Annotated in this window: 24 protein-coding genes; 15 read left to right on the top strand and 9 right to left on the bottom strand. The window is 31.9% G+C overall.

Features of this window, described 5'->3' with window-relative positions; genetic code table 11:
• The first annotated feature begins 16 nt into the window (after nucleotides 1-16).
• Together N5E64_RS11350 and N5E64_RS11355 are read left to right on the top strand one after the other, a co-directional pair.
• Nucleotides 17-976 carry a PorP/SprF family type IX secretion system membrane protein gene (locus tag N5E64_RS11350; protein WP_221854572.1) on the top strand — a complete coding sequence of 320 codons (960 nt, stop codon included), beginning with the start codon at nucleotides 17-19 and terminating at the stop codon, nucleotides 974-976.
• Between the two features lie 11 nt (nucleotides 977-987).
• Nucleotides 988-1,632 carry a hypothetical protein gene (locus tag N5E64_RS11355; protein ID WP_280037650.1) on the top strand — a complete coding sequence of 215 codons (645 nt, stop codon included), beginning with the start codon at nucleotides 988-990 and terminating at the stop codon, nucleotides 1,630-1,632.
• A gap of 37 nt (nucleotides 1,633-1,669) precedes the next feature.
• Here the strand turns inward: N5E64_RS11355 and N5E64_RS11360 are convergent, their stop codons facing one another.
• From N5E64_RS11360 to N5E64_RS11370, 3 genes are all read right to left on the bottom strand, one after another.
• A complete protein-coding gene (locus N5E64_RS11360) occupies nucleotides 1,670-2,611 on the bottom strand; it encodes a PstS family phosphate ABC transporter substrate-binding protein (RefSeq protein WP_280037651.1) in 942 nt (313 codons plus the stop codon).
• On the bottom strand, nucleotides 2,595-2,789 hold the full coding sequence (locus N5E64_RS11365; protein ID WP_038333573.1) for a hypothetical protein: 195 nt from the start codon (nucleotides 2,787-2,789) through the stop codon (nucleotides 2,595-2,597). The genes N5E64_RS11360 and N5E64_RS11365 overlap by 17 nt, the downstream gene beginning before the upstream one ends.
• A gap of 177 nt (nucleotides 2,790-2,966) precedes the next feature.
• On the bottom strand, nucleotides 2,967-3,908 hold the full coding sequence (locus tag N5E64_RS11370; RefSeq protein WP_280037652.1) for a hypothetical protein: 942 nt from the start codon (nucleotides 3,906-3,908) through the stop codon (nucleotides 2,967-2,969).
• A gap of 121 nt (nucleotides 3,909-4,029) precedes the next feature.
• Between N5E64_RS11370 and N5E64_RS11375 the strand changes: the two genes are divergently transcribed.
• The 9 genes from N5E64_RS11375 to N5E64_RS11415 all read left to right on the top strand — a co-directional run bounded on the left by N5E64_RS11375 (nucleotide 4,030) and on the right by N5E64_RS11415 (nucleotide 12,472).
• Nucleotides 4,030-4,680: a hypothetical protein gene (locus tag N5E64_RS11375; protein ID WP_280037653.1), complete on the top strand. Its 651-nt coding sequence runs from the start codon at nucleotides 4,030-4,032 to the stop codon at nucleotides 4,678-4,680.
• A gap of 111 nt (nucleotides 4,681-4,791) precedes the next feature.
• A complete protein-coding gene (trpS, locus tag N5E64_RS11380) occupies nucleotides 4,792-5,763 on the top strand; it encodes a tryptophan--tRNA ligase (RefSeq protein WP_114999852.1) in 972 nt (323 codons plus the stop codon).
• Nucleotides 5,764-5,882: 119 nt separating this feature from the next.
• Complete coding sequence (locus N5E64_RS11385; RefSeq protein ID WP_180906272.1) at nucleotides 5,883-6,212, top strand: iron-sulfur cluster assembly accessory protein; 330 nt, start codon at nucleotides 5,883-5,885, stop codon at nucleotides 6,210-6,212.
• A 1-nt stretch (nucleotide 6,213) separates the two neighbouring features.
• The gene (locus tag N5E64_RS11390; protein ID WP_280037655.1) at nucleotides 6,214-7,068 is read left to right on the top strand and encodes a hypothetical protein; all 855 of its coding nucleotides are present in this window, start codon (nucleotides 6,214-6,216) and stop codon (nucleotides 7,066-7,068) included.
• A 4-nt stretch (nucleotides 7,069-7,072) separates the two neighbouring features.
• Nucleotides 7,073-8,530: a Fe-S cluster assembly protein SufB gene (gene sufB / locus N5E64_RS11395; protein WP_114999857.1), complete on the top strand. Its 1,458-nt coding sequence runs from the start codon at nucleotides 7,073-7,075 to the stop codon at nucleotides 8,528-8,530.
• Nucleotides 8,531-8,574: 44 nt separating this feature from the next.
• Nucleotides 8,575-8,919 carry a four helix bundle protein gene (locus N5E64_RS11400; RefSeq protein WP_219035200.1) on the top strand — a complete coding sequence of 115 codons (345 nt, stop codon included), beginning with the start codon at nucleotides 8,575-8,577 and terminating at the stop codon, nucleotides 8,917-8,919.
• Nucleotides 8,920-8,958: 39 nt separating this feature from the next.
• Nucleotides 8,959-9,714, top strand: coding sequence for a Fe-S cluster assembly ATPase SufC (gene sufC / locus N5E64_RS11405; protein WP_219035199.1), 756 nt, complete (start codon nucleotides 8,959-8,961; stop codon nucleotides 9,712-9,714).
• A gap of 78 nt (nucleotides 9,715-9,792) precedes the next feature.
• Nucleotides 9,793-11,112, top strand: a complete 1,320-nt coding sequence (sufD, locus tag N5E64_RS11410; protein ID WP_219035198.1) for a Fe-S cluster assembly protein SufD — start codon at nucleotides 9,793-9,795, stop codon at nucleotides 11,110-11,112.
• A 136-nt stretch (nucleotides 11,113-11,248) separates the two neighbouring features.
• Entirely contained in the window at nucleotides 11,249-12,472 is a 1,224-nt protein-coding gene (locus N5E64_RS11415; protein ID WP_257468255.1) for an aminotransferase class V-fold PLP-dependent enzyme, read from the top strand.
• A gap of 77 nt (nucleotides 12,473-12,549) precedes the next feature.
• On the opposite strand, the gene N5E64_RS11420 is transcribed toward N5E64_RS11415, so the two are convergent.
• From N5E64_RS11420 to N5E64_RS11430, 3 genes are all read right to left on the bottom strand, one after another.
• The gene (locus N5E64_RS11420; protein WP_125349072.1) at nucleotides 12,550-12,876 is read right to left on the bottom strand and encodes a single-stranded DNA-binding protein; all 327 of its coding nucleotides are present in this window, start codon (nucleotides 12,874-12,876) and stop codon (nucleotides 12,550-12,552) included.
• Between the two features lie 80 nt (nucleotides 12,877-12,956).
• Nucleotides 12,957-13,340 carry a DUF3037 domain-containing protein gene (locus N5E64_RS11425; RefSeq protein WP_125349073.1) on the bottom strand — a complete coding sequence of 128 codons (384 nt, stop codon included), beginning with the start codon at nucleotides 13,338-13,340 and terminating at the stop codon, nucleotides 12,957-12,959.
• Nucleotides 13,318-14,109 carry a HipA family kinase gene (locus tag N5E64_RS11430; protein ID WP_125349074.1) on the bottom strand — a complete coding sequence of 264 codons (792 nt, stop codon included), beginning with the start codon at nucleotides 14,107-14,109 and terminating at the stop codon, nucleotides 13,318-13,320. Before N5E64_RS11430 ends, N5E64_RS11425 begins: the two co-directional genes overlap by 23 nt.
• Before the next feature lie 109 nt (nucleotides 14,110-14,218).
• Here N5E64_RS11430 and N5E64_RS11435 point away from each other — a divergent pair, with 109 nt between their 5' ends.
• Nucleotides 14,219-14,866 carry a vancomycin high temperature exclusion protein gene (locus N5E64_RS11435; RefSeq protein WP_280037656.1) on the top strand — a complete coding sequence of 216 codons (648 nt, stop codon included), beginning with the start codon at nucleotides 14,219-14,221 and terminating at the stop codon, nucleotides 14,864-14,866.
• A gap of 38 nt (nucleotides 14,867-14,904) precedes the next feature.
• Here N5E64_RS11435 and N5E64_RS11440 read toward each other — a convergent pair whose 3' ends face one another.
• The 3 genes from N5E64_RS11440 to N5E64_RS11450 all read right to left on the bottom strand — a co-directional run bounded on the left by N5E64_RS11440 (nucleotide 14,905) and on the right by N5E64_RS11450 (nucleotide 16,302).
• The gene (locus N5E64_RS11440; RefSeq protein ID WP_038333586.1) at nucleotides 14,905-15,435 is read right to left on the bottom strand and encodes an adenine phosphoribosyltransferase; all 531 of its coding nucleotides are present in this window, start codon (nucleotides 15,433-15,435) and stop codon (nucleotides 14,905-14,907) included.
• A 93-nt stretch (nucleotides 15,436-15,528) separates the two neighbouring features.
• On the bottom strand, nucleotides 15,529-15,957 hold the full coding sequence (locus N5E64_RS11445; RefSeq protein ID WP_125349076.1) for a thioesterase family protein: 429 nt from the start codon (nucleotides 15,955-15,957) through the stop codon (nucleotides 15,529-15,531).
• Nucleotides 15,958-16,041: 84 nt separating this feature from the next.
• Nucleotides 16,042-16,302 (bottom strand): hypothetical protein, encoded by a 261-nt coding sequence (locus tag N5E64_RS11450; RefSeq protein ID WP_038333588.1) that lies wholly within the window; start codon nucleotides 16,300-16,302, stop codon nucleotides 16,042-16,044.
• Between the two features lie 255 nt (nucleotides 16,303-16,557).
• Between N5E64_RS11450 and dnaA the strand changes: the two genes are divergently transcribed.
• Genes dnaA through N5E64_RS11465 form a run of 3 tightly spaced genes read left to right on the top strand, consistent with a single transcriptional unit; the run spans nucleotide 16,558 to nucleotide 19,167 of the window.
• Nucleotides 16,558-17,985, top strand: a complete 1,428-nt coding sequence (gene dnaA, locus N5E64_RS11455) for a chromosomal replication initiator protein DnaA (protein WP_038333589.1) — start codon at nucleotides 16,558-16,560, stop codon at nucleotides 17,983-17,985.
• An 18-nt stretch (nucleotides 17,986-18,003) separates the two neighbouring features.
• Nucleotides 18,004-18,450, top strand: a complete 447-nt coding sequence (locus N5E64_RS11460; protein WP_280037657.1) for a low molecular weight phosphotyrosine protein phosphatase — start codon at nucleotides 18,004-18,006, stop codon at nucleotides 18,448-18,450.
• Nucleotides 18,451-18,459: 9 nt separating this feature from the next.
• Nucleotides 18,460-19,167 (top strand): SAM-dependent methyltransferase, encoded by a 708-nt coding sequence (locus tag N5E64_RS11465; protein ID WP_125349078.1) that lies wholly within the window; start codon nucleotides 18,460-18,462, stop codon nucleotides 19,165-19,167.
• Nucleotides 19,168-19,246: the final 79 nt, after the last annotated feature.

A 19,246-nucleotide genomic window follows, 5' to 3' on the forward strand; every position in this document is an offset into this window, starting at 1 on the left:
TGATTGAAAAATATTTATGAAAAAAATAACACTATTCATATTAACACTATTTTCACTTTCGAAAATAGAAGCACAACAAGGGTTACCGTTTTACAATCATTATTTGGTGAGCGATAAAATGTTAATCAATCCATCGTACGCAGGACAAGACCCGAATGTGATTTCTATAACAGGAACGCATCGCAATCAGTGGGACGATTTACCTGAAAGTCCAAGTACACAAACGGTAAGTGCTCACGGAATTATTGTAGATCGTTTGGCGTTGGGAATGCAATTTTTCAACGATAGAAATGGGGCAGTTAAAATGACTGGTTTCGGAATTAATGCAGCATATCACATTCCTATTGATGATAGAAGTTATGATGGAGACGAAATCAATGTTTTCTCTTTCGGTGTTGGTGCTTCTAATGTTTCGCAACGTTTTGATTATTCAAAAATTATCGCAGAAGATCCGAATGACCCTGCTTTACAAGAAGATAAATATTCTACATATTTTGCGAATTTGGGATTATCTTTCAAATATGCTGGTTTCTCCGCTGGAGTGTCGGTTTTGGATATTCCGTTAAGCCAAAATGTGTATTATGTGAACAATGTAGAGCCTTTGCCAACGTGGTATTATTTCAATGTTGGATATAAATGGAACGTTTCCGAAGGAATTGCGTTAGAACCTTCTTTGGTGTATAATTTGAACTCGAATTCGGAGCGTCATTTGGATATAAACTTGATGTCGCATATTGGTTTTGGAGACAATAATCAAGGCGTTGATATTGGAGTAGGGTACAAGCAAGGAATGGATTCTAAAAATAGCAATCCGTTGTTTGTTTCACCAATCCTAAAGTTTAAAGTTGGTTCTTTAAAAGCTGGAATTTCCTACGATATTGGTTTATCAGATTATCAAGTTGATGGTCGCAAGAACGGAATGTTATTTAGTTTAGGTTTCGATTTGCAAAACCCTTGGGGAGCAAGATTTGATTAATATTATGAATAATGAATAAAATTTTACTTTTAGTCCTATTTATTGTTGGTTGTTCATCTTTTAGTTTTTGTAAGTCAAGTCCAGAAACTAATTTTTGGAATTGGTTTAAAAAAAATGAAAAATACATTTATGATAATATAGATAGCAAAGAATTACAATTAGAATTGTATGATAAGATTAGAAATGAATTAGTAAAGGTTGATTCAAATTTAGCTTTTAATTCAAGTCCAATATTAGAAAATGGGAAAAGAGAATTTACGATTTCGGCTGATGGTTTAAAAGAGAGTTTTGTATCAGTTGAAAAACTAGTTAAACAATCTCCGAAATTCAAAAATTGGAATATTATTGCTTTTCGCCAAAGAATTGGTAATGATAATTTAGGAATTCGTTACAATGATTATGAAATATCTTATGATGATTTGTATTATAAATCGTCTATAAATGAAGGTTTATATGGAATAGATTTATACATCAAGAATTTTGATGGTAGTGGACAAATGCAAAATACAATTTATATTTTACTTGATGCTTTGTTAGGAGAATATGACACAACAATGCGTATAGATTGGATTGAATGGTATAGTTTGAATGAAGAAAATCTGTCTAATTTCAAACATATAATAGAATTAAGAAAAGAGATAGATAATAGAAAATAACCAAAAAAAACCTTCCATTTCGGAAGGTTTTCTGTTTTTATTGTAAGGGTTGTTCTAGATTATTAATTTGAACTTCACGTTTATAAATATAATAAGGTTGAAGACTTTCGCGTGTTACAATTTTTTGTCCACGTTGCGAACCTGCAAACCTTGTGAAACCAGCTCCAATTCCGAAACCAACTTCATTTTTCAAAATATAAATTTGACGATAAAAAGGATAAACACCATATTTCAAATTCGGAATAGTTGGCAATGCTAAATTTCCTTTATCATCTGCAATTGATAATATTTTTACCTTTTTAAGATATTCTTCAACTTTTGGATTTCCTTTGTCACTCAAAATATTTAATCCAATAATTCCGATTGCAGTTTTATCTTTTTGCACAAAGTCAATCACTTTTTCAGCATCACCCATCGCTGTTACTTTCGCTCCATTTTCTACAGATAATTTTAGTTTATCATTTATTGTATTGAAATTCGCTGAGTTTGGATGATCGTAAACAAACGTTATTTTCGGATCTTTTTTGTATAAATTGTCCTTAATATTATTTACCGTAATAGAATTGATTGGATTATCAACAGAAGTAATAAAAACTGTAGCGTCCAAAGCAATTACAGACGAAATATATTTGGTTGTTGTTTTGTTGAATAAATGTTGTTGTTGTGCTTTTGTAAGCGGTTTACTTACCATTAACAGAGGGATTTTACCTTCGTAAAAATCTTTGATTGCTTTTTCTTCAATTTCTTCGTTAATCGTAATTTTCACATCTGGATAATCAACCATGTACATATCTGCCAACGACTGCGCTAAATTTTTAAAACTTGGATCTACCGTCATTGGCAAATCTCCATATTCGTGCAAAGCGCGCTTTACAGCAGTTTTTTGTTCTGCTTTTGTTGGTTTTTCCTTGTCTTTACAACTAAAAGTAGAAAAAATAAGAAAGGCCGAAAGTGAAAGTAAACTAATTTTCTTGATCATTTTTATAAGATTTTATACCGCGATAAACACGAAAAGCGCCATAAACAATAAATAAAATACCCAATAACATCGCTTTTGTTTCATCTAATTTGATGATGAAAAACTGATATTTCCAAGTAAAAATTCCGATCAAAAAATAACCGAAACCAATCAATCCGTAAACAATATTCTTATTCATAATTCGCGACGAAGTTACAATTTTATTGTGTTAAGATTGACTTAAAACTTAAATTTTATACGACAAATATGCATTTAAAGGAACTTTTTCTGAATAGATATTCAATTTCTTAAACAATAGAAACCATCACACTCAAAAAAATGAATGCAATGGTTTCAGAAAGAAAAGTATTATTAATTATTCGTTTGTTTGAAATCTAACCGGAATTGAGAAAATTAAATTTGCATCAGAACCATCTTCTAATTTTGCAGGCGTTATTTTTTTACCTTTTCTTAGAATTTGTTTATTAATTCGCTCCAACGCAGATTTAGCTTCTTTCCCTAAATCTTGATTACTTCCGCTCAATGGTTTTACTTGCGATATTTCTCCATTTTTGTTCACAATAAATTGCATTTTAGCAACGGCTGTGCCTAGGTTTTTCTGAGAAGCAGTTTCGGCAAAATCACTTAATTCTCCACCCAACTCTTTCGAGATTTTATCACTCATACATTTTGTCAATGCAGCATTTCCTTTTTTGCTTTCGCTTTCACAACCCGGATAAATAGCCATTACCGCAGCATTTTTCGCTGTAATTGCAACATCAGGTTTTTTAAGTTCTAGAGTTTTTGGTCCTTCTGGAATGTCCGTATTTTGTTTACCTATTTTATTTCCTTCAGGACTTTCTTCACCACCGCCAACTTGACCTTTAGAAGGATCTCCATCTCTATTAAAAAGACCTAAATCTACTTTTTTCAGTTCGTCAACAGATTTTATAGTTTCTTCAATTTTCGGACTTTCTGTTGGAGTCGGAATAATGTGTTTCGCCTGATCTGTTTTCAATTGAATTGTTTTTTCTTCCATCGGTGGATCTTCTTTTGGAGGAGTTACTTCTTCTATTTTTTTATCAGGAGGAGTCACATTATCTAAAATAACAATTACACCATCATCTTTTTTTGTTATTTCATTATTCATTGTTTTATTATTTGCATAAATAGTTCCACCAGTAATTAATGCAACAATACCAATCCCAACAAAAAGAGATTTCATCAAATCGTGGTTTGCAACTTGTCTTAGTTGGTACGCACCATATTCTTTGTTTCGGTTTTCGAAAAGAATGTCTAAAAAAGCTTTGTTACTCATATCAATATAATTTAAGGTTAATGAATCTTTTTTCTTTATAGATTCATCTTTTTGCAAAAAGGTTGGTTGAGGTTTGAAAAATTTTCGAAAAAAGTTTAATTTTATTGAAAAGTAGATTTTTATGCAGCTACAAATTGATAAAAAATGCAATCAGAATTGGAACGAAATGGCTGATACAAACGCACAACAAAAGTTTTGTGATGTTTGTTCAAAATGTGTTCACGATTTGGATCATTATTCATTCAAAGAATTAAAAACTTTTCTGAATGATAATCCTGCCGCTTGTGTAAAAATTAAAACTAGAAATTTAGAACAGTTTAATTCATACGAAGCTTCAAAATCTATTTCTAATCAATCCAAAAGATGGTTACAACTTTCTTCTTTAGTTGGATTTTTGAGCTTTTCAACTATTACAAAAGCACAAACTGAGAATGATTCGATTATTGTACAAGGGATTATTAATGATGGTAATGGTTTTCCAGAATCTGATGTTCCTGTGAATCTTAAAAATTCGAAAAATATTGTATATACAAATGAAAATGGTGAGTTTAAAATAAAAGTTCCGAAAAACCAAGATTCTTATACATTAGAATATGGTAGTTTTGGAATTAAAGAATTTACTTTTACAAACCCTTCTGTGTGTCAAAATATAAAAACAGAAACTGGAGATGTTCTTTTAGGTGAAGTTGTTTATCATAAGAAATCACTTTTCTTTAGAAAAATAGGTCGCACAATCACTTGGCCATTTCGACAAATTGGGAAGATTTTTTAGTTGATCCATATGTTTTTCGTCATTCTTGTCAATTAATTCAAATAAACTTCTCGTTACAATTGGTGCATTTCGTTGATTAAGTTTATCTTTGCTCCTTAAATTTTTAAACAAATGCCAAGAATACTTACAGGAGTTCAAGCTACTGGAACTCCGCACTTAGGAAATATTTTAGGAGCAATTTCTCCCGCAATCGAATTAACGGAGAAAGAAGGAAATGACTCTTTCATTTTTATTGCTGATTTACACGCTTTAACGCAAATAAAAGATGCGGAAGTGTTAAAACAAAATACGTACGAAGTGGCTGCAACTTGGCTGGCATTAGGTTTAGATCCTTCGAAAGTAGTTTTTTACCGTCAATCTGATGTGACTGAAACAACAGAATTAACATGGTATTTATTGAACTTCTTTCCATTTCAACGTCTTACTTTAGCGCATTCTTTCAAGGATAAAGCGGATTATTTAGCAGATGTAAATGCTGGATTATTTACGTATCCAATTTTGATGGCTGCGGATATTTTATTGTATGATGCAGAAGTTGTACCAGTTGGTAAAGATCAATTGCAACATTTGGAAATTACACGTAGTGTTGCCGAAAAATTCAATCACCAAATGGGAGAAAATTTTGTTTTACCGCAAGCAGCAATCGACGAAAATATTATGTTGATTCCTGGAACTGATGGAAATAAAATGTCTAAATCAAGAAATAATTTTATCAATATTTTCTTACCAGAAAAACAATTGCGCAAGCAAGTAATGTCGATTGAAACGGATTCAACGCCATTAGAAGATCCAAAAAATCCAGATACAGACAATGTTTTTGCTTTATACAAATTATTGGCAACGCCAGAACAAATAGAGGAAATGCGTCAAAATTATTTGAATGGAGGTTACGGATATGGTCATGCAAAACAGGCTTTATACGAATTAATTTTAGAGAAATATGCTGATGCGCGTACTAAATTTGATGAGTTGATGAATGATAAAGTGACTTTGGATGCATTTTTAGAAAATGGAGCATTGAAGGCAAGAGATGTTGCACAAAAAGTATTGAAACGTACACGAAACAAATTGGGATTGAAGTAATTTGATCAAATTGTAAGTTGGCGATAAATAATATAACTTAAGCGATTGTTAATATTTATATCGTTCATTATTTGAAGTCATTTTAAATAAGTATCTTTGCAATATAAAATTAGAATCAAATGATTAAGGTTTCAGAATCAGCAAAAAATAAAATAATTTCACTTTTACAAGAAGAAGGAACTTCTATCGAAGAATCTTTTGTTCGTGTAGGAGTTACGAGTGGAGGATGTTCAGGTTTAAACTATAATTTAGAGTTTACGAAAGAACAAAGTGCAGATGACAAATTGTTTGACGACAATGGCGTAAGAATTTTGGTTGACAAAAAATCATTTTTATACCTTGTTGGAATGACATTAGAATATTCGGGAGGATTGAATGGAAAAGGTTTCGTATTCAATAATCCAAATGCATCGCGCACGTGCGGTTGTGGAGAAAGTTTTGCTGTTTAAGATGAAAAAAATAGCTTTATTCGTTACGTTTTTGATTGGTTTTGTTGCTTTTGGACAAAATACAATTGTAGAAAAAGATTTGATGGTTTTTCAACCAACCGAATCTTCAAAAAAATTGAATAAAGCTTATTCAGAACAACTATTTTTCGGTTTGTTTAATGTAAAACCTTTTATAAAAGCGTTAGATTTAGACGAATCAAAAATCAAAACAATCACCATTACCAATGCATCAAACAAAAAAGTTGCGTACAAAGCAAATTATGATGTGACAGGAAATCTTCTTGATTTTGAATTGACAGATGAGGTTGCAACACCAACTAAAGTAAGTTATACGTACAAAGATGGTGTAATTTCTGCTGAAACAATAGCAAGAAAAGGAAGTGAAGTAAAAACAAATCAATTCTTTTATGACCAAGAAAATATGTATGTCAAAAACGGAAATAAACTATTTGATATCATTTGGTTAGAAGGAGATGTGATGTTGAAGAAAACCTATATGGAGCAGAAAATTGGTTTCGAAGATCGATTAATGCACGATTGTAGAATTACAAAATCATTAGGTCAAGACATTAATAAGATTTGTTATAGCAATTCGACATTTCAGGTGCCATTCAAAATAAAAGAATATACACCAGATGTTGCGCAAAAAACAGAAAAAATTAATTTGGTAGAAGGACCTTGGTCAGAAATTAAATTAATTGCTCAAAATAAATATCAGATTTCGAAAAATAATCAACCACAATTTGAGGTGATTTTAGATCAAAATCAACGATTAAAAGAATTCAAATTTTTAGGAAATAAAGCTGATAAACAGCAACCTTTACAGTTTAATTTTACCTATACATTTTATAAATAATAAGATGAGTAACACAAAATATACAGAAGACGATCTACGTGAAGATCTTGCTAGCCAAAAGCAATATGAGTTTGGTTGGACGACTGAAATGGAATATGAAGAATTCCCAGTTGGATTGAATGAAGATATCGTGCGTGCTATTTCAGCCAAAAAAGAGGAGCCTGAGTGGATGACGGAATGGCGTTTGGAAGCTTACCGCGCTTGGGTTAAAATGGAAGAACCAGAATGGGCAAACGTAACTTACGAAAAGCCAGATTTTCAGGCTATTCAGTATTATGCAGCTCCAAAACCAAAGAAAGAATTAGCAAGTTTAGACGAAGTTGATCCTGAATTATTAAAAACTTTCGAGAAATTAGGAATTTCTTTAGATGAACAAAAACGTTTGTCTGGAGTTGCGATTGATGTGGTTTTTGATTCAGTTTCAGTAAAAACAACTTTCCGCGAAACATTAGCAGAAAAAGGAATTATTTTTATGTCAATTTCGGAAGCAATTAAAGAACATCCAGAATTGGTGAAAAAATACATTGGTAAAGTAGTTCCGCCAACAGATAACTTTTATGCAGCTTTAAACTCGGCAGTTTTCTCGGACGGATCATTCTGTTATATTCCAAAAGGTGTTCGTTGTCCAATGGAATTATCAACGTATTTCCGTATCAACTCTGCAGGAACAGGACAGTTTGAGCGTACTTTATTAATTGCGGACGAAGGTGCTTATGTTTCGTATTTAGAAGGTTGTACAGCGCCAATGCGTGATGAAAACCAATTACACGCTGCTGTGGTTGAGTTAATCATTATGGATGATGCTGAGATCAAATATTCTACTGTACAAAACTGGTATCCTGGTGATGATAAAGGAAAAGGTGGAGTTTTCAACTTTGTAACAAAACGTGCAGTTTGCGAGAAAAATGCAAAAGTATCGTGGACGCAAGTTGAAACAGGTTCTGCGGTAACATGGAAATATCCATCTTGTATCTTAAAAGGAGATAATTCGGTAGGTGAGTTTTACTCAATTGCGGTAACAAATAATTATCAACAAGCGGATACAGGAACAAAAATGATTCACATCGGTAAGAATACGAAATCGACAATTATTTCGAAAGGTATTTCTGCTGGTAAATCTCAAAACTCTTACCGTGGTTTGGTGAAAGTGATGAAAAACGCTGAAGGAGCACGTAACTTCTCTCAATGTGATTCATTGTTGATGGGTAACGAGTGTGGTGCGCATACTTTCCCTTACATCGAAATCGAAAATAAATCGGCTCAATTAGAACACGAAGCAACAACTTCTAAAATTGGTGAAGATCAATTGTTCTATTGTAATCAACGTGGTATCGATACTGAAAAAGCGATTGCATTAATCGTAAACGGATTTAGCCGCGAAGTATTAGACAAATTACCAATGGAGTTTGCCGTTGAAGCGAAAAAATTATTAGAAATCTCATTAGAAGGTTCTGTAGGATAGTTATTAATAATGAGTTGATGTGATAATTTGTTAATGAGTTAATGATGGAAAAAGATAATATCATTTTAAAATTAACTTTAGAATTTTCACTATTAATTATAGAATATTGTGAAGAACTTGAATTGGATAAGAAATTTGTTATTTCAAATCAATTATTAAAATCAGGAACTTCAATAGGAGCAAATATTAGAGAAGCTCAAAACGCTGAAAGCTTGAATGATTTTATTCACAAGTTTAAGATTGCAGCAAAAGAAATTGATGAAACCAAGTATTGGTTAGAATTATGTCAATTATCTAAAAATTATCCAAATACAGAAAGTTTATCTGATAAATTGGTAAACATTTCTAAAATTGTGAATAAAATTATAAGTACATCAAAATCAAGATAATTAAAGAATTATCACATTAACTAATTTACAAATTAGATTATGTTATTAAATATAAAAGACTTACATGCTCGTATCGAAGAGCGCGAAATTTTAAAAGGTTTAAACCTTCAAATTAATCCAGGTGAAGTTCACGCGATTATGGGACCTAATGGTGCAGGAAAATCAACTTTATCTAACGTTATTACAGGTAAAGAAGATTACGAAGTAACCGATGGTGATATCGAGTTTGATAATGAATCAATCTTAGAATTAGCACCAGAAGAAAGAGCACAAAAAGGAATTTTTATGTCTTTCCAATATCCAATCGAAATTCCTGGAGTTTCTGTAACAAACTTCATCAAAACTTCTATCAACGAAACGCGTAAAGCGCAAGGTTTAGAAGAAATGGGAGCTTCTGAAATGTTGAAAGAAATTCGTGCAAAAGCTGAATTATTAGGAATCAAAAAAGATTTCTTATCTCGTTCGCTTAACGAAGGTTTCTCTGGAGGTGAGAAAAAACGTAACGAAATTTTCCAAATGTTAATGTTAAACCCAAAATTAGCCATCTTAGATGAAACTGATTCTGGTTTAGATATTGATGCTTTACGTATTGTTGCGGATGGTGTAAACGAATTCAAAAATGAAAACAATGGAGTGTTAGTAATTACACACTACCAACGTTTATTAGACTATATCGTTCCTGATTTTGTACACGTTTTAGCAGACGGAAAAATCATTAAATCTGGTGGTAAAGAATTAGCTTTAGAATTAGAAGCAAAAGGTTACGACTGGGTAAAAGAAGAAGCAGGAATCTAAACATTTTGTAAAATGTAAAATGTATTAAGTCCAAAGTACTTTTTACTTCTTACATAATACATTAATACAATATCTAAAATGATTGATTTAAAAGAAAATTTAGTTTCTCGTCATTTAGTGTTCAACGAAAAAAACAAAGTGAATAAAGAAATCGAAGGTTTACGTCAAGAAGCCATCGAAATCTTTAATCAAAAAGGTTTTCCGACACGTAAAGACGAAGAATGGAAATATACAAATCTTGCTCCTTTGTTGAAGGTGGATTACAAATTGTTCCCAGAAGACGAAGTTGCAATTGAGTACAAAGACATCAAGAAATATTTGATTAATGATATCGATACGTACACAATCGTATTCATTAATGGAAAATATTCTTCGTTTTTGTCAAATACAACACATGATGAAGCTGATATTTGTGTCTTGTCAAGCGCAATGCATAAAACAACTCATCAAGCTGTAATTGAGAATTATTACGGAAAAATTGCGAAAAAAGGTGAAAGTTTAGTTGCTTTAAATACAGCTTTTGCAAAAGATGGAGCTTACATTTATGTTCCAAATAATGTAATTTTATCTAAGCCAATTCAGATTGTTTATTTCTCAACAGGAGCTTCTCAAGAAGCGATGTATCAACCACGTAATTTGGTTGTAGTTGGAGATAATGCGCAAGTTCAAATTATCGAAAGACATCAAACATTAGACGAAAAAGCAAACTTAACAAATGTTGTTTCGGAGGTGAATGTTGGACGTAATTCTGAGATTCATTGGTACAAATTCCAAAATGATTCTAACGATGCTTCTTTAGTTGATAATACATACATCAATCAAGAAAGAGATTCTCGTGCCAATGTATTTACGTTTGCTTTTGGAGGAAAAATTGTACGTAACAATTTGAATTTCTTCCAAAATGGAGAAAATTGTAACTCTGTAATGGACGGAATTACGGTGATTGATGGAAAACAACATATCGATCATCATACATTTGTGGAGCATAATTTCCCGAATTGTGAGTCGCACGAATTGTACAAAGGAATTTATGATGAGAAAGCGCAAGGAGTTTTCAATGGTAAAATCTATGTTCACAAAGAAGCGCAAAAATTGAATGCATTCCAACAAAATAATAATGTTTTATTATCTGATGGAGCTTCAATTAATACAAAACCTCAATTAGAGATTTTTGCTGATGATGTAAAATGTTCGCACGGATGTACAGTTGGACAATTAGAAGAAGAATCTTTGTTCTATATGCAACAACGTGGTATTCCAAAGAAAGAAGCGAAAGCAATGTTATTGTATGCCTTTGCTGCAGACGCTTTGCGACATGTACAAATTCCACAAATCTCAAATCGAGTTAACTCTATAATTGCAAAAAAATTAGGAGTTAGTTTAGATTTCGAATTATAAAATATAGTTCTGAGTTATAAGTAATAAGTTTTAAGTTGAACTTATTTTGAAATATAAAGTAAGTATTTGAAACTATTTTGAATACTTACTTTTTTATTACACATCACTCATAACTCATTACTCAAAACTTAAAAAAATGTCAATAGATATTCAACAAATAAGAAGTCAATTTCCAATTTTAAATAGAGAAGTCAACGGAAAACCATTGGTTTATTTAGATAATGGTGCAACTTCTCAAAAACCGAAAGTTGTTTTAGATGTTTTGGACGAATATTACGAAAAGTACAATGCAAATGTACATCGTGGAATTCATACATTAAGTCAAGAAGCAACAGATTTGATGGAAGAATCGCGTCGTAAGATTCAGAAATTTATCAATGCGAAACACGATTACGAAATTATTTTTACGCGTGGAACGACGGAAGGAATTAATTTAGTTTCTAATTCACTTCGTAATGTTTTATCAGCCGATGATGAAATTATTATTACCGAAATCGAGCATCATTCTAATATCGTTCCTTGGCAATTGTTGTGTCAGCGAACTGGTGCTAAACTAAAATATATTCCGTTAACTGCAGAAGGTATTTTGGATATTGAGAAGTTGGATGATTTATTGACAGATAAAACCAAATTAGTTTGTGTTAATCAAGTTTCAAATGCATTAGGTGTTGTAAATCCGATCAAAACAATTATCGAAAAAGCGCATGCAAAAGGTGCTTGGGTTTTGATTGATGCGGCACAATCTGCTCCACATACTGCAATTGATGTTCAAGCAATGGATTGTGATTTCTTGGTTTTTTCTGGTCATAAAATGTACGGTCCAACTGGAATCGGTATTTTGTATGGAAAAGAAGATATTTTGAATGAATTACCACCTTTCCACGGAGGAGGAGAGATGATAAAAGATGTAACAATGGAGGTTTCAACATACGCTTGTTTACCTTTCAAATTCGAAGCTGGTACACCAGATATTGCAGGAATTATCGGACTTGGAGCTGCGGTAGATTTTATCAATTCTATTGGAATGCAAACGATTCACGATTACGAAAAAGAATTGGTAGATTATACAATTCAACGTCTATCAGAATTTGATGAAGTGGAGATTTATGCAAAAGATGCAGAACATTCTGGCGCAGTTTCTTTCAACTTAAAATTTGACGGCGTTCATTCATCTGATGTCGGAATGATTTTGGATAAAAAAGGAATTGCTGTTCGTACTGGTCATCATTGTGCACAACCAATTATGCAGCATTTCAATATTCCGGGAACGGTACGAGCTTCATTCGCTGTTTATAATACAAAAGAAGAAATAGATACATTTATTGAAGGTCTAAAAACCGCGATTCGAATGTTAGGATAATTCATATTCCAAATTTATTTTGGAATCTTATAAAATAATAAAAGGGAAACATCACTGTTTCCCTTTTATTTTAAACGCTAAAGAAGTACAATTTCATCAATTATAATTTCTGTAATCGTTTTTTGTTGACCATCTTTATCTTGATAATCTCGGTAAGTCAATTTGCCTTCTATAGCAAGTTGCTTCCCTTTTTCTACATGTTTTTCGATCACATTTACAATTGGTCCGTAAGCAACTAAATTGTGCCACGTCGTTTGCTGAACTTTCTCACCTTTGCTATTTGTGTAGCTTTCGTTCGTTGCTAGACTAAATTTTGTAAACTTCTTTTCGTTTTCTAATGTTTTAACATCAGGATTGCTACCAACATTCCCAATTAGCTGAACTTTGTTTCTTAATGTACTCATGGCGATAAATAATTTAAAATTAATGTATGACCAAATTTAAGAAAATATTTTTAAAACATTCGTTTTTAAGCGTTTAACTTTTATAAAACATGTTCTTTATATAATTGATCCAAGGTTTTATCAAGGTTTGTTGTTTTACCAGGATGCGGACGAGAACTTTGGATAGACGAACTTCTGACAGCTGTTAACCAACGAAAACGTTCAGGGGTTTCGAAATTAGATACAGCAGATTCGGGATGAATTCCTTCGGCAATTTTAGACAAAGCATTCAAATTACTGTCAATAAAATCAAGATCTAATTCGTGGCAAAAAGCATTGATTCTACTATCATTAATAAAATATTTTACTTTCAAATAATCTTCTTTTTTCGAAAATAAAATTACTCCAACATTGATAAATTCTTCGCGTTCAACTTTAGGAACCAAACGAAGAATTGCATACTCATATAAGATTTTTTCTGGCATTATTCGCTTCGTTTATAAAAAGTTCGGAATGTTGTAATCGTGTTTTGATAAATGTTTTGTAAACCGTTCTCATTTCTTCGTGAGTAGCATGTGTAACTTCTGTTTCTAACCATTCATCAGGAATCAAATCGACAATTTTATCAATGATTTCATCATTCAAAATCACTTTAAATTCTGCATCAGCTTCTTCAAGTTTTGTAGCATTTTTCAATAGAACATGGTCTTTAATTGGCGTAAAGGGAGCAAGAGCTGCTTTTTCCCAATTGTCCCACGAATGATGAAAATAATAGGAAGCACCATGATCAATCAACCACAATTCTTTGTGCCACATTAACATATTTGTATTGCGAAAAGTACGATCAACATTCGTCAAAAAAGCATCTAACCAAACAATTTGAGAAGATAATTTATCATCAATTTTCATTACAGCAGGATCATAATTGATTGCACCAGATAAATAATGCAAAGCCAAATTAGTTCCTTCGCTAAATTTTAACAAATCCTGAATTTCTTCATCAGCTTCGGATTGACCAAAATATTCGTCCAAATTTGCAAAAACTAATTCAGGAACTTTAAATCCTAAAACACGTGCAATTTCTCCTCCTAACAATTCGGAAATCAACATGCGAGGACCATGACCAGCACCTTTAAATTTTAAAACATATTTAAAACCGTCATCTGCATCAGCTAGTGCAGGCAAAGAACCTCCTTCGCGTAAAGGTTGCAAATAGCGTTCAACGGTAACTGTTCTTAACTCAATCTCATTCATTTTCTAAAATTACGATGAAAAATTTAAAATAATTTTCACATTTATAATTTTTAAATATCACTAAACTTATAGACTTTTGAATGTTAAAATTTTTTAAAACAAAAGATAGTTGAGTAAACTTGTCAAAATAGGAAGATTTGTAATGCGTAAAAGTATGTTTGTCGTTGGATTAATAGCGGTTTTTACTTTGATCGTTGCATTGATTATTCAAGTTTTTACTTCGTATTACATTTACAATTATCAAGGAAATATTCCGTCAAATTATCGTGTGGCAGTTGTTTTTGGTGCAAAAGTGCAAGCTAATGGACAACCAACGCGTTTTCTAAAAGATCGTTTGGATGCTGCAATTCGACTTTATAAGGAAGATCAAGTGGATGTGATTTTACTTTCTGGAGAAAAACTTCACGAAAATTTTAATGAAATTGATGTGATGGAAAAATACTTGTTGGATAGAGGTGTCAAAATTGAAGATACTTATCTAGATGGAGCAGGTTTGGATACATATAGCACAATCTACAGAACCAAAAATATTTATCAATTTGATAAAGTGATTTTAATTTCTCAATCTTATCATCTCAAAAGAGCGCTTTTCTTAGGAAAAGTTTTCGGATTGGATTGTATTGGATATAATGCGGATAGCGGACCTTATAAAACGGAAGGTAAACAGAGTTTTAGAGAAATTTTAGCGAATATAAAAGCTTTGTTGGATATTGGGAATGAAAGAGCGCCAGAAGTGATTCTAGCGCCTAAAAAATAAAAAAAACTCCGCTCAAAATTTTGAGCGGAGTTTTTAGTTTAATATTCTGTTAAAGTAACAATATCAGTTGTAAAAGAGGTTAATTTATCTTTTCCGTTTAAGAAAGTCAAATCAACAATAAAAGAAAACTGTGTTGTTTTTCCACCACATTTTTCTACCAATTTAGCACAAGCTTCGGCAGTTCCACCAGTTGCTAAAACATCGTCGTGAATTAGAACTCGCGCACCATCTTTGATGTAATTCGAATTTACTTCGATAGTTGCTTGTCCATATTCCAAATCATAAGATTGACTAATTGTTGGAGGAGGTAATTTACCAGCTTTACGAATTAATACAAAAGGAACTTTTAATTTTTGTGCAATCTGAATTCCGTACAAAAATCCACGGCTTTCAATTCCACAAACAATATCCACTTTACCTTTTGCTTTTTCTACAAAAGCGTCTACAATTTCATTCGAAAGTTCAGAATTTAAGAACAATGGAGTAATGTCTTTGTAGACAATTCCTTCTTTTGGAAAATCGATAACGTCTACAATCGTTTGATTGATTTTTTCTTGAAGTGTTGACATTCGTTTTTAATCATGTTTTGTTAAGGAACAAATTTAATGAGAAATCATTTGCAAGAATTTGTTTTAACGAATAATTAATGATTCTAAATAATATTATAAACCTAAACTTGTCCAAATACGTTCTGGAATACGAACAGGACGACGAGTTTCGGCATCAATACAACATAAAATAGTGTATCCTTGATTAATTATTTTTCCCACTTCATTATATATATTGTAATCAAATCGAATGCGAACACCTTTGTCACGCTCATGAACTGTTGTTTCAATTTCGATTAATTCATCGTACAAAGCGCTACCAATATATTTTGTATGCATTTCAATAATTGGCATCTGAATTCCCATTGCTTCCAATTCAGCATAAGGAAAACCACGTTTGCGCATCAATTCTACACGACCAATTTCATAAAACTCAGGATAATTTCCATAATAAACCACTTTCATTTGATCGGTGTGTTTATATAGAATACGAGTTTTGGTGCGAAAAACATTTAATTGTTCGGTTTCTTCTATCTTCTCCATAATTTTCTAAAACATCATTTTAATCTTCAAAAGTAGAGAACAAAAAAAAGACTTTATCATTAATTATATAAAAAATGAAAAAGTCTATTCAGTAATTTTTTTGTAATCCATCCAACTAAAAGAAGTTTGCGAAGAATCTTTTTGCTCTTCTTTTAAGAAATCATATTGAATTTGAATAATTGTTTTGAAAGTAGGATTTGCTATTTCATAATAAAAAGTCCTTACATTTTTTTCTTCACCTTGTTCAATTCGTAAAAGAGAAAAATTATTTTTGATGCCCAAATCATTTAAATGATTTTCTACTTTGATAATTGCGAAGTCAATTTTTTCTTGTGTAATTTCCATAGTGATACAAAAATAAGAATTAATAGTTTTATAAGCCAAAATATGTCCGAAAAGATTATCTTTGCAGTATTTTTATTTTATCTAAAACTACTTATTGATTATTTTTAATTATACAAAGTATTTTTTAATATATCAATACCTAAATCATTTTTTTTATTCAAAATTTGTTCACAATTTTGTAGAGAAGGGTTGATGAAAATTTAACATTGACTTTCAGTATTTTACATTAAAACTTAAGCACTTTTGGACAATATTATGACGATAACTGCAAATTCTGTGTGGGAAAAATGCTTGTCTTTTATAAAAGACAACATTGCAGAAGATGCCTTCAATACTTGGTTTGTACCGATACGTCCGGGCAAACTAAATAATAATGTTTTAACAATACAAGTACCAAGTAAATTTTTTTACGAATGGTTAGAGGAGCATTATATCAAAATTTTAAAAAGTGCCTTACAAAAAGAATTAGGTTCTGATGCAAAATTGGTATACAGTATTTTGATGGATCAAAAGTCGCAAGGACGTGAGCCATTCACGGTACGTATTCCAAGTTCGAACAAAGAAAAACCTCGCCCACAAGAGGTAGAAGCGCCAATTAATTTGCAAGCTGGTAAAATGATGAATCCTTTTGTTATTCCAGGATTGCAAAAATTAAAAATTGATTCGCAATTAAATCATAATTATACATTCAATAATTTTATCGAAGGAGAATCAAACCGATTAGCACGTGCGGCTGGTCGTGCGATTGCCAAACGCCCAGGAGGAACTTCGTTCAATCCACTATTCATCTATGGTGGAGTAGGGTTAGGAAAAACTCATTTGGTGCATGCGATAGGTTTAGAAGTAAAAGATTTACACCCAGAGAAAACTGTTTTGTATGTTTCAACTGAGAAATTTACACAACAATTTATCGAAGCTGTAAAAAATAATAATCAAAATGATTTCATTCACTTTTATCAAATGATTGACGTTTTGATAATGGATGATATTCAGTTTTTATCTGGAAAAGCAAAAACGCAAGAAGTTTTCTTCCATATATTTAACCATTTACATCAAAGAGGAAATCAGATTATTTTGACTTCGGATAAATCTCCAGCAGATATTCAAGATATGGAAGATCGTTTGATTTCTCGTTTCAAATGGGGATTATCAGCCGATTTGCAAAATCCTGATTATAATACACGTCTTTCTATTTTGAAACAAAAATTAGAAAACGATGGTATCGAATTTCCTGATGAAGTAATGGATTATATTGCACAAAATATTGATACAAATGTGCGTGAATTAGAAGGTTCATTAAACTCTATTATTGCGCAAGCAACATTAAATAAACGTGAAATTACGTTAGATTTAACTGCGCGTACGTTATCAAAATTAGTACAAACAGCTCGCAAAGAAATCTCGATTGATTATATTCAGAAAACAGTTTGTGAATACTTTAAAGTGAAGATTGAAGATATTCAGTCTAAAACACGTAAACGTGATGTGGTGCAAGCGCGTCAATTAGCAATGTATTTTGCAAAACAATATACAAAAGCGTCTTTGGCAAGTATTGGAACACAAATTGGTAAACGTGATCACGCAACAGTTTTACACGCTTGTAAAACAGTGAAAAATTTACAAGAAACGGATAAGCAATTCCGTGGTTATATCGAAGATATTTCACGTAAAATTGCAGATTAATCTATAAATACTTTTTCAATGAAAATTTTGATGGTTTGTTTAGGTAATATTTGTCGTTCTCCGTTGGCAGAAGGGATTTTACAAGCAAAGGTTGGCGACAATCATTTGGTAGATTCTGCTGGTACAGGCGATTGGCATGTTGGTGAACAACCAGATAGACGCTCGGTTTCGGTTGCAAAAAAACACGGTGTTGATATTTCTGATCAACGTGCGATGCATTTCAATCCAGTTTTTTTCGATGAGTTTGATTTAATCTTTGCAATGGATGAACAAAATTTAATCGATTTGCAACAATTAGCTCGAAGCGAAGAGGAGCAAAGTAAAATCAAATTGATTTTGAAAGATGGAATAGGGCAAACGCAAAATGTGCCTGATCCTTACTACGATGGTGAAGATGCTTTCGAACATGTTTATCAATTACTAGATGAAGCTACAGACGGAATCATCAAAAAATACAATCTTTAAAATTATACAATGAAAACGGCTAAAGTTTATTTGATTCCTTCACTTTTAGGTGAAAGCGAACACAGTAGAGTATTGCCTTTATACAATCTTGACGTTATTCGAGCAATTGATACGTTTGTGGTAGAAAACGAAAAATCTGCTCGTAAATTTATCAAACAAGTTTGCCCTGAAAAAGTTCAAGCCGATTTAGATATTTACATTCTAAACAAAGATACAGAGCCAGAAGAAATGTTAGATTTGATCAAATTATTGGATCAAAACAAAACGATCGGAATTATTTCCGAAGCTGGTTTACCTGCGGTTGCAGATCCAGGTGCACAGCTGGTAAAAGTTGCGCAACAGAAACGTATTCAGGTTGTGCCTTTGGTTGGTCCATCGTCTATTTTGTTGGCGTTAATGGCTTCTGGAATGAATGGTCAAAACTTTGCTTTTCACGGTTATTTACCAATCGATAAGACCGAACGTAAAAAGAAATTAGCACATTTAGAAGCTGAAAGTTCGAAGACTGGAATTGCTCAAATTTTTATGGAAACGCCTTATCGTAACAATCAAATGGTGGAAGATTTAACGAAGATTCTTCGTGCCGAAACTAAGATTTGTGTCGCGTGTCATATTACATTAGAGGACGAAGATATCCGAACATTATCTATTAAAGAATGGAAAAATGAAAAGTATGATTTTCATAAACGTCCTGCTATTTTTGTGATGCAAGCTTAATATAATTATAATTTAAAAAATAATAGATCAACACTTCGTGTTTCTTTTCGCGAGTCGTTTATCCAAAGTAAATAAAATA

The organism is Empedobacter sp. GD03739, assembly GCF_029843245.1.
GTDB classification, from domain to species: domain Bacteria; phylum Bacteroidota; class Bacteroidia; order Flavobacteriales; family Weeksellaceae; genus Empedobacter; species Empedobacter falsenii_B.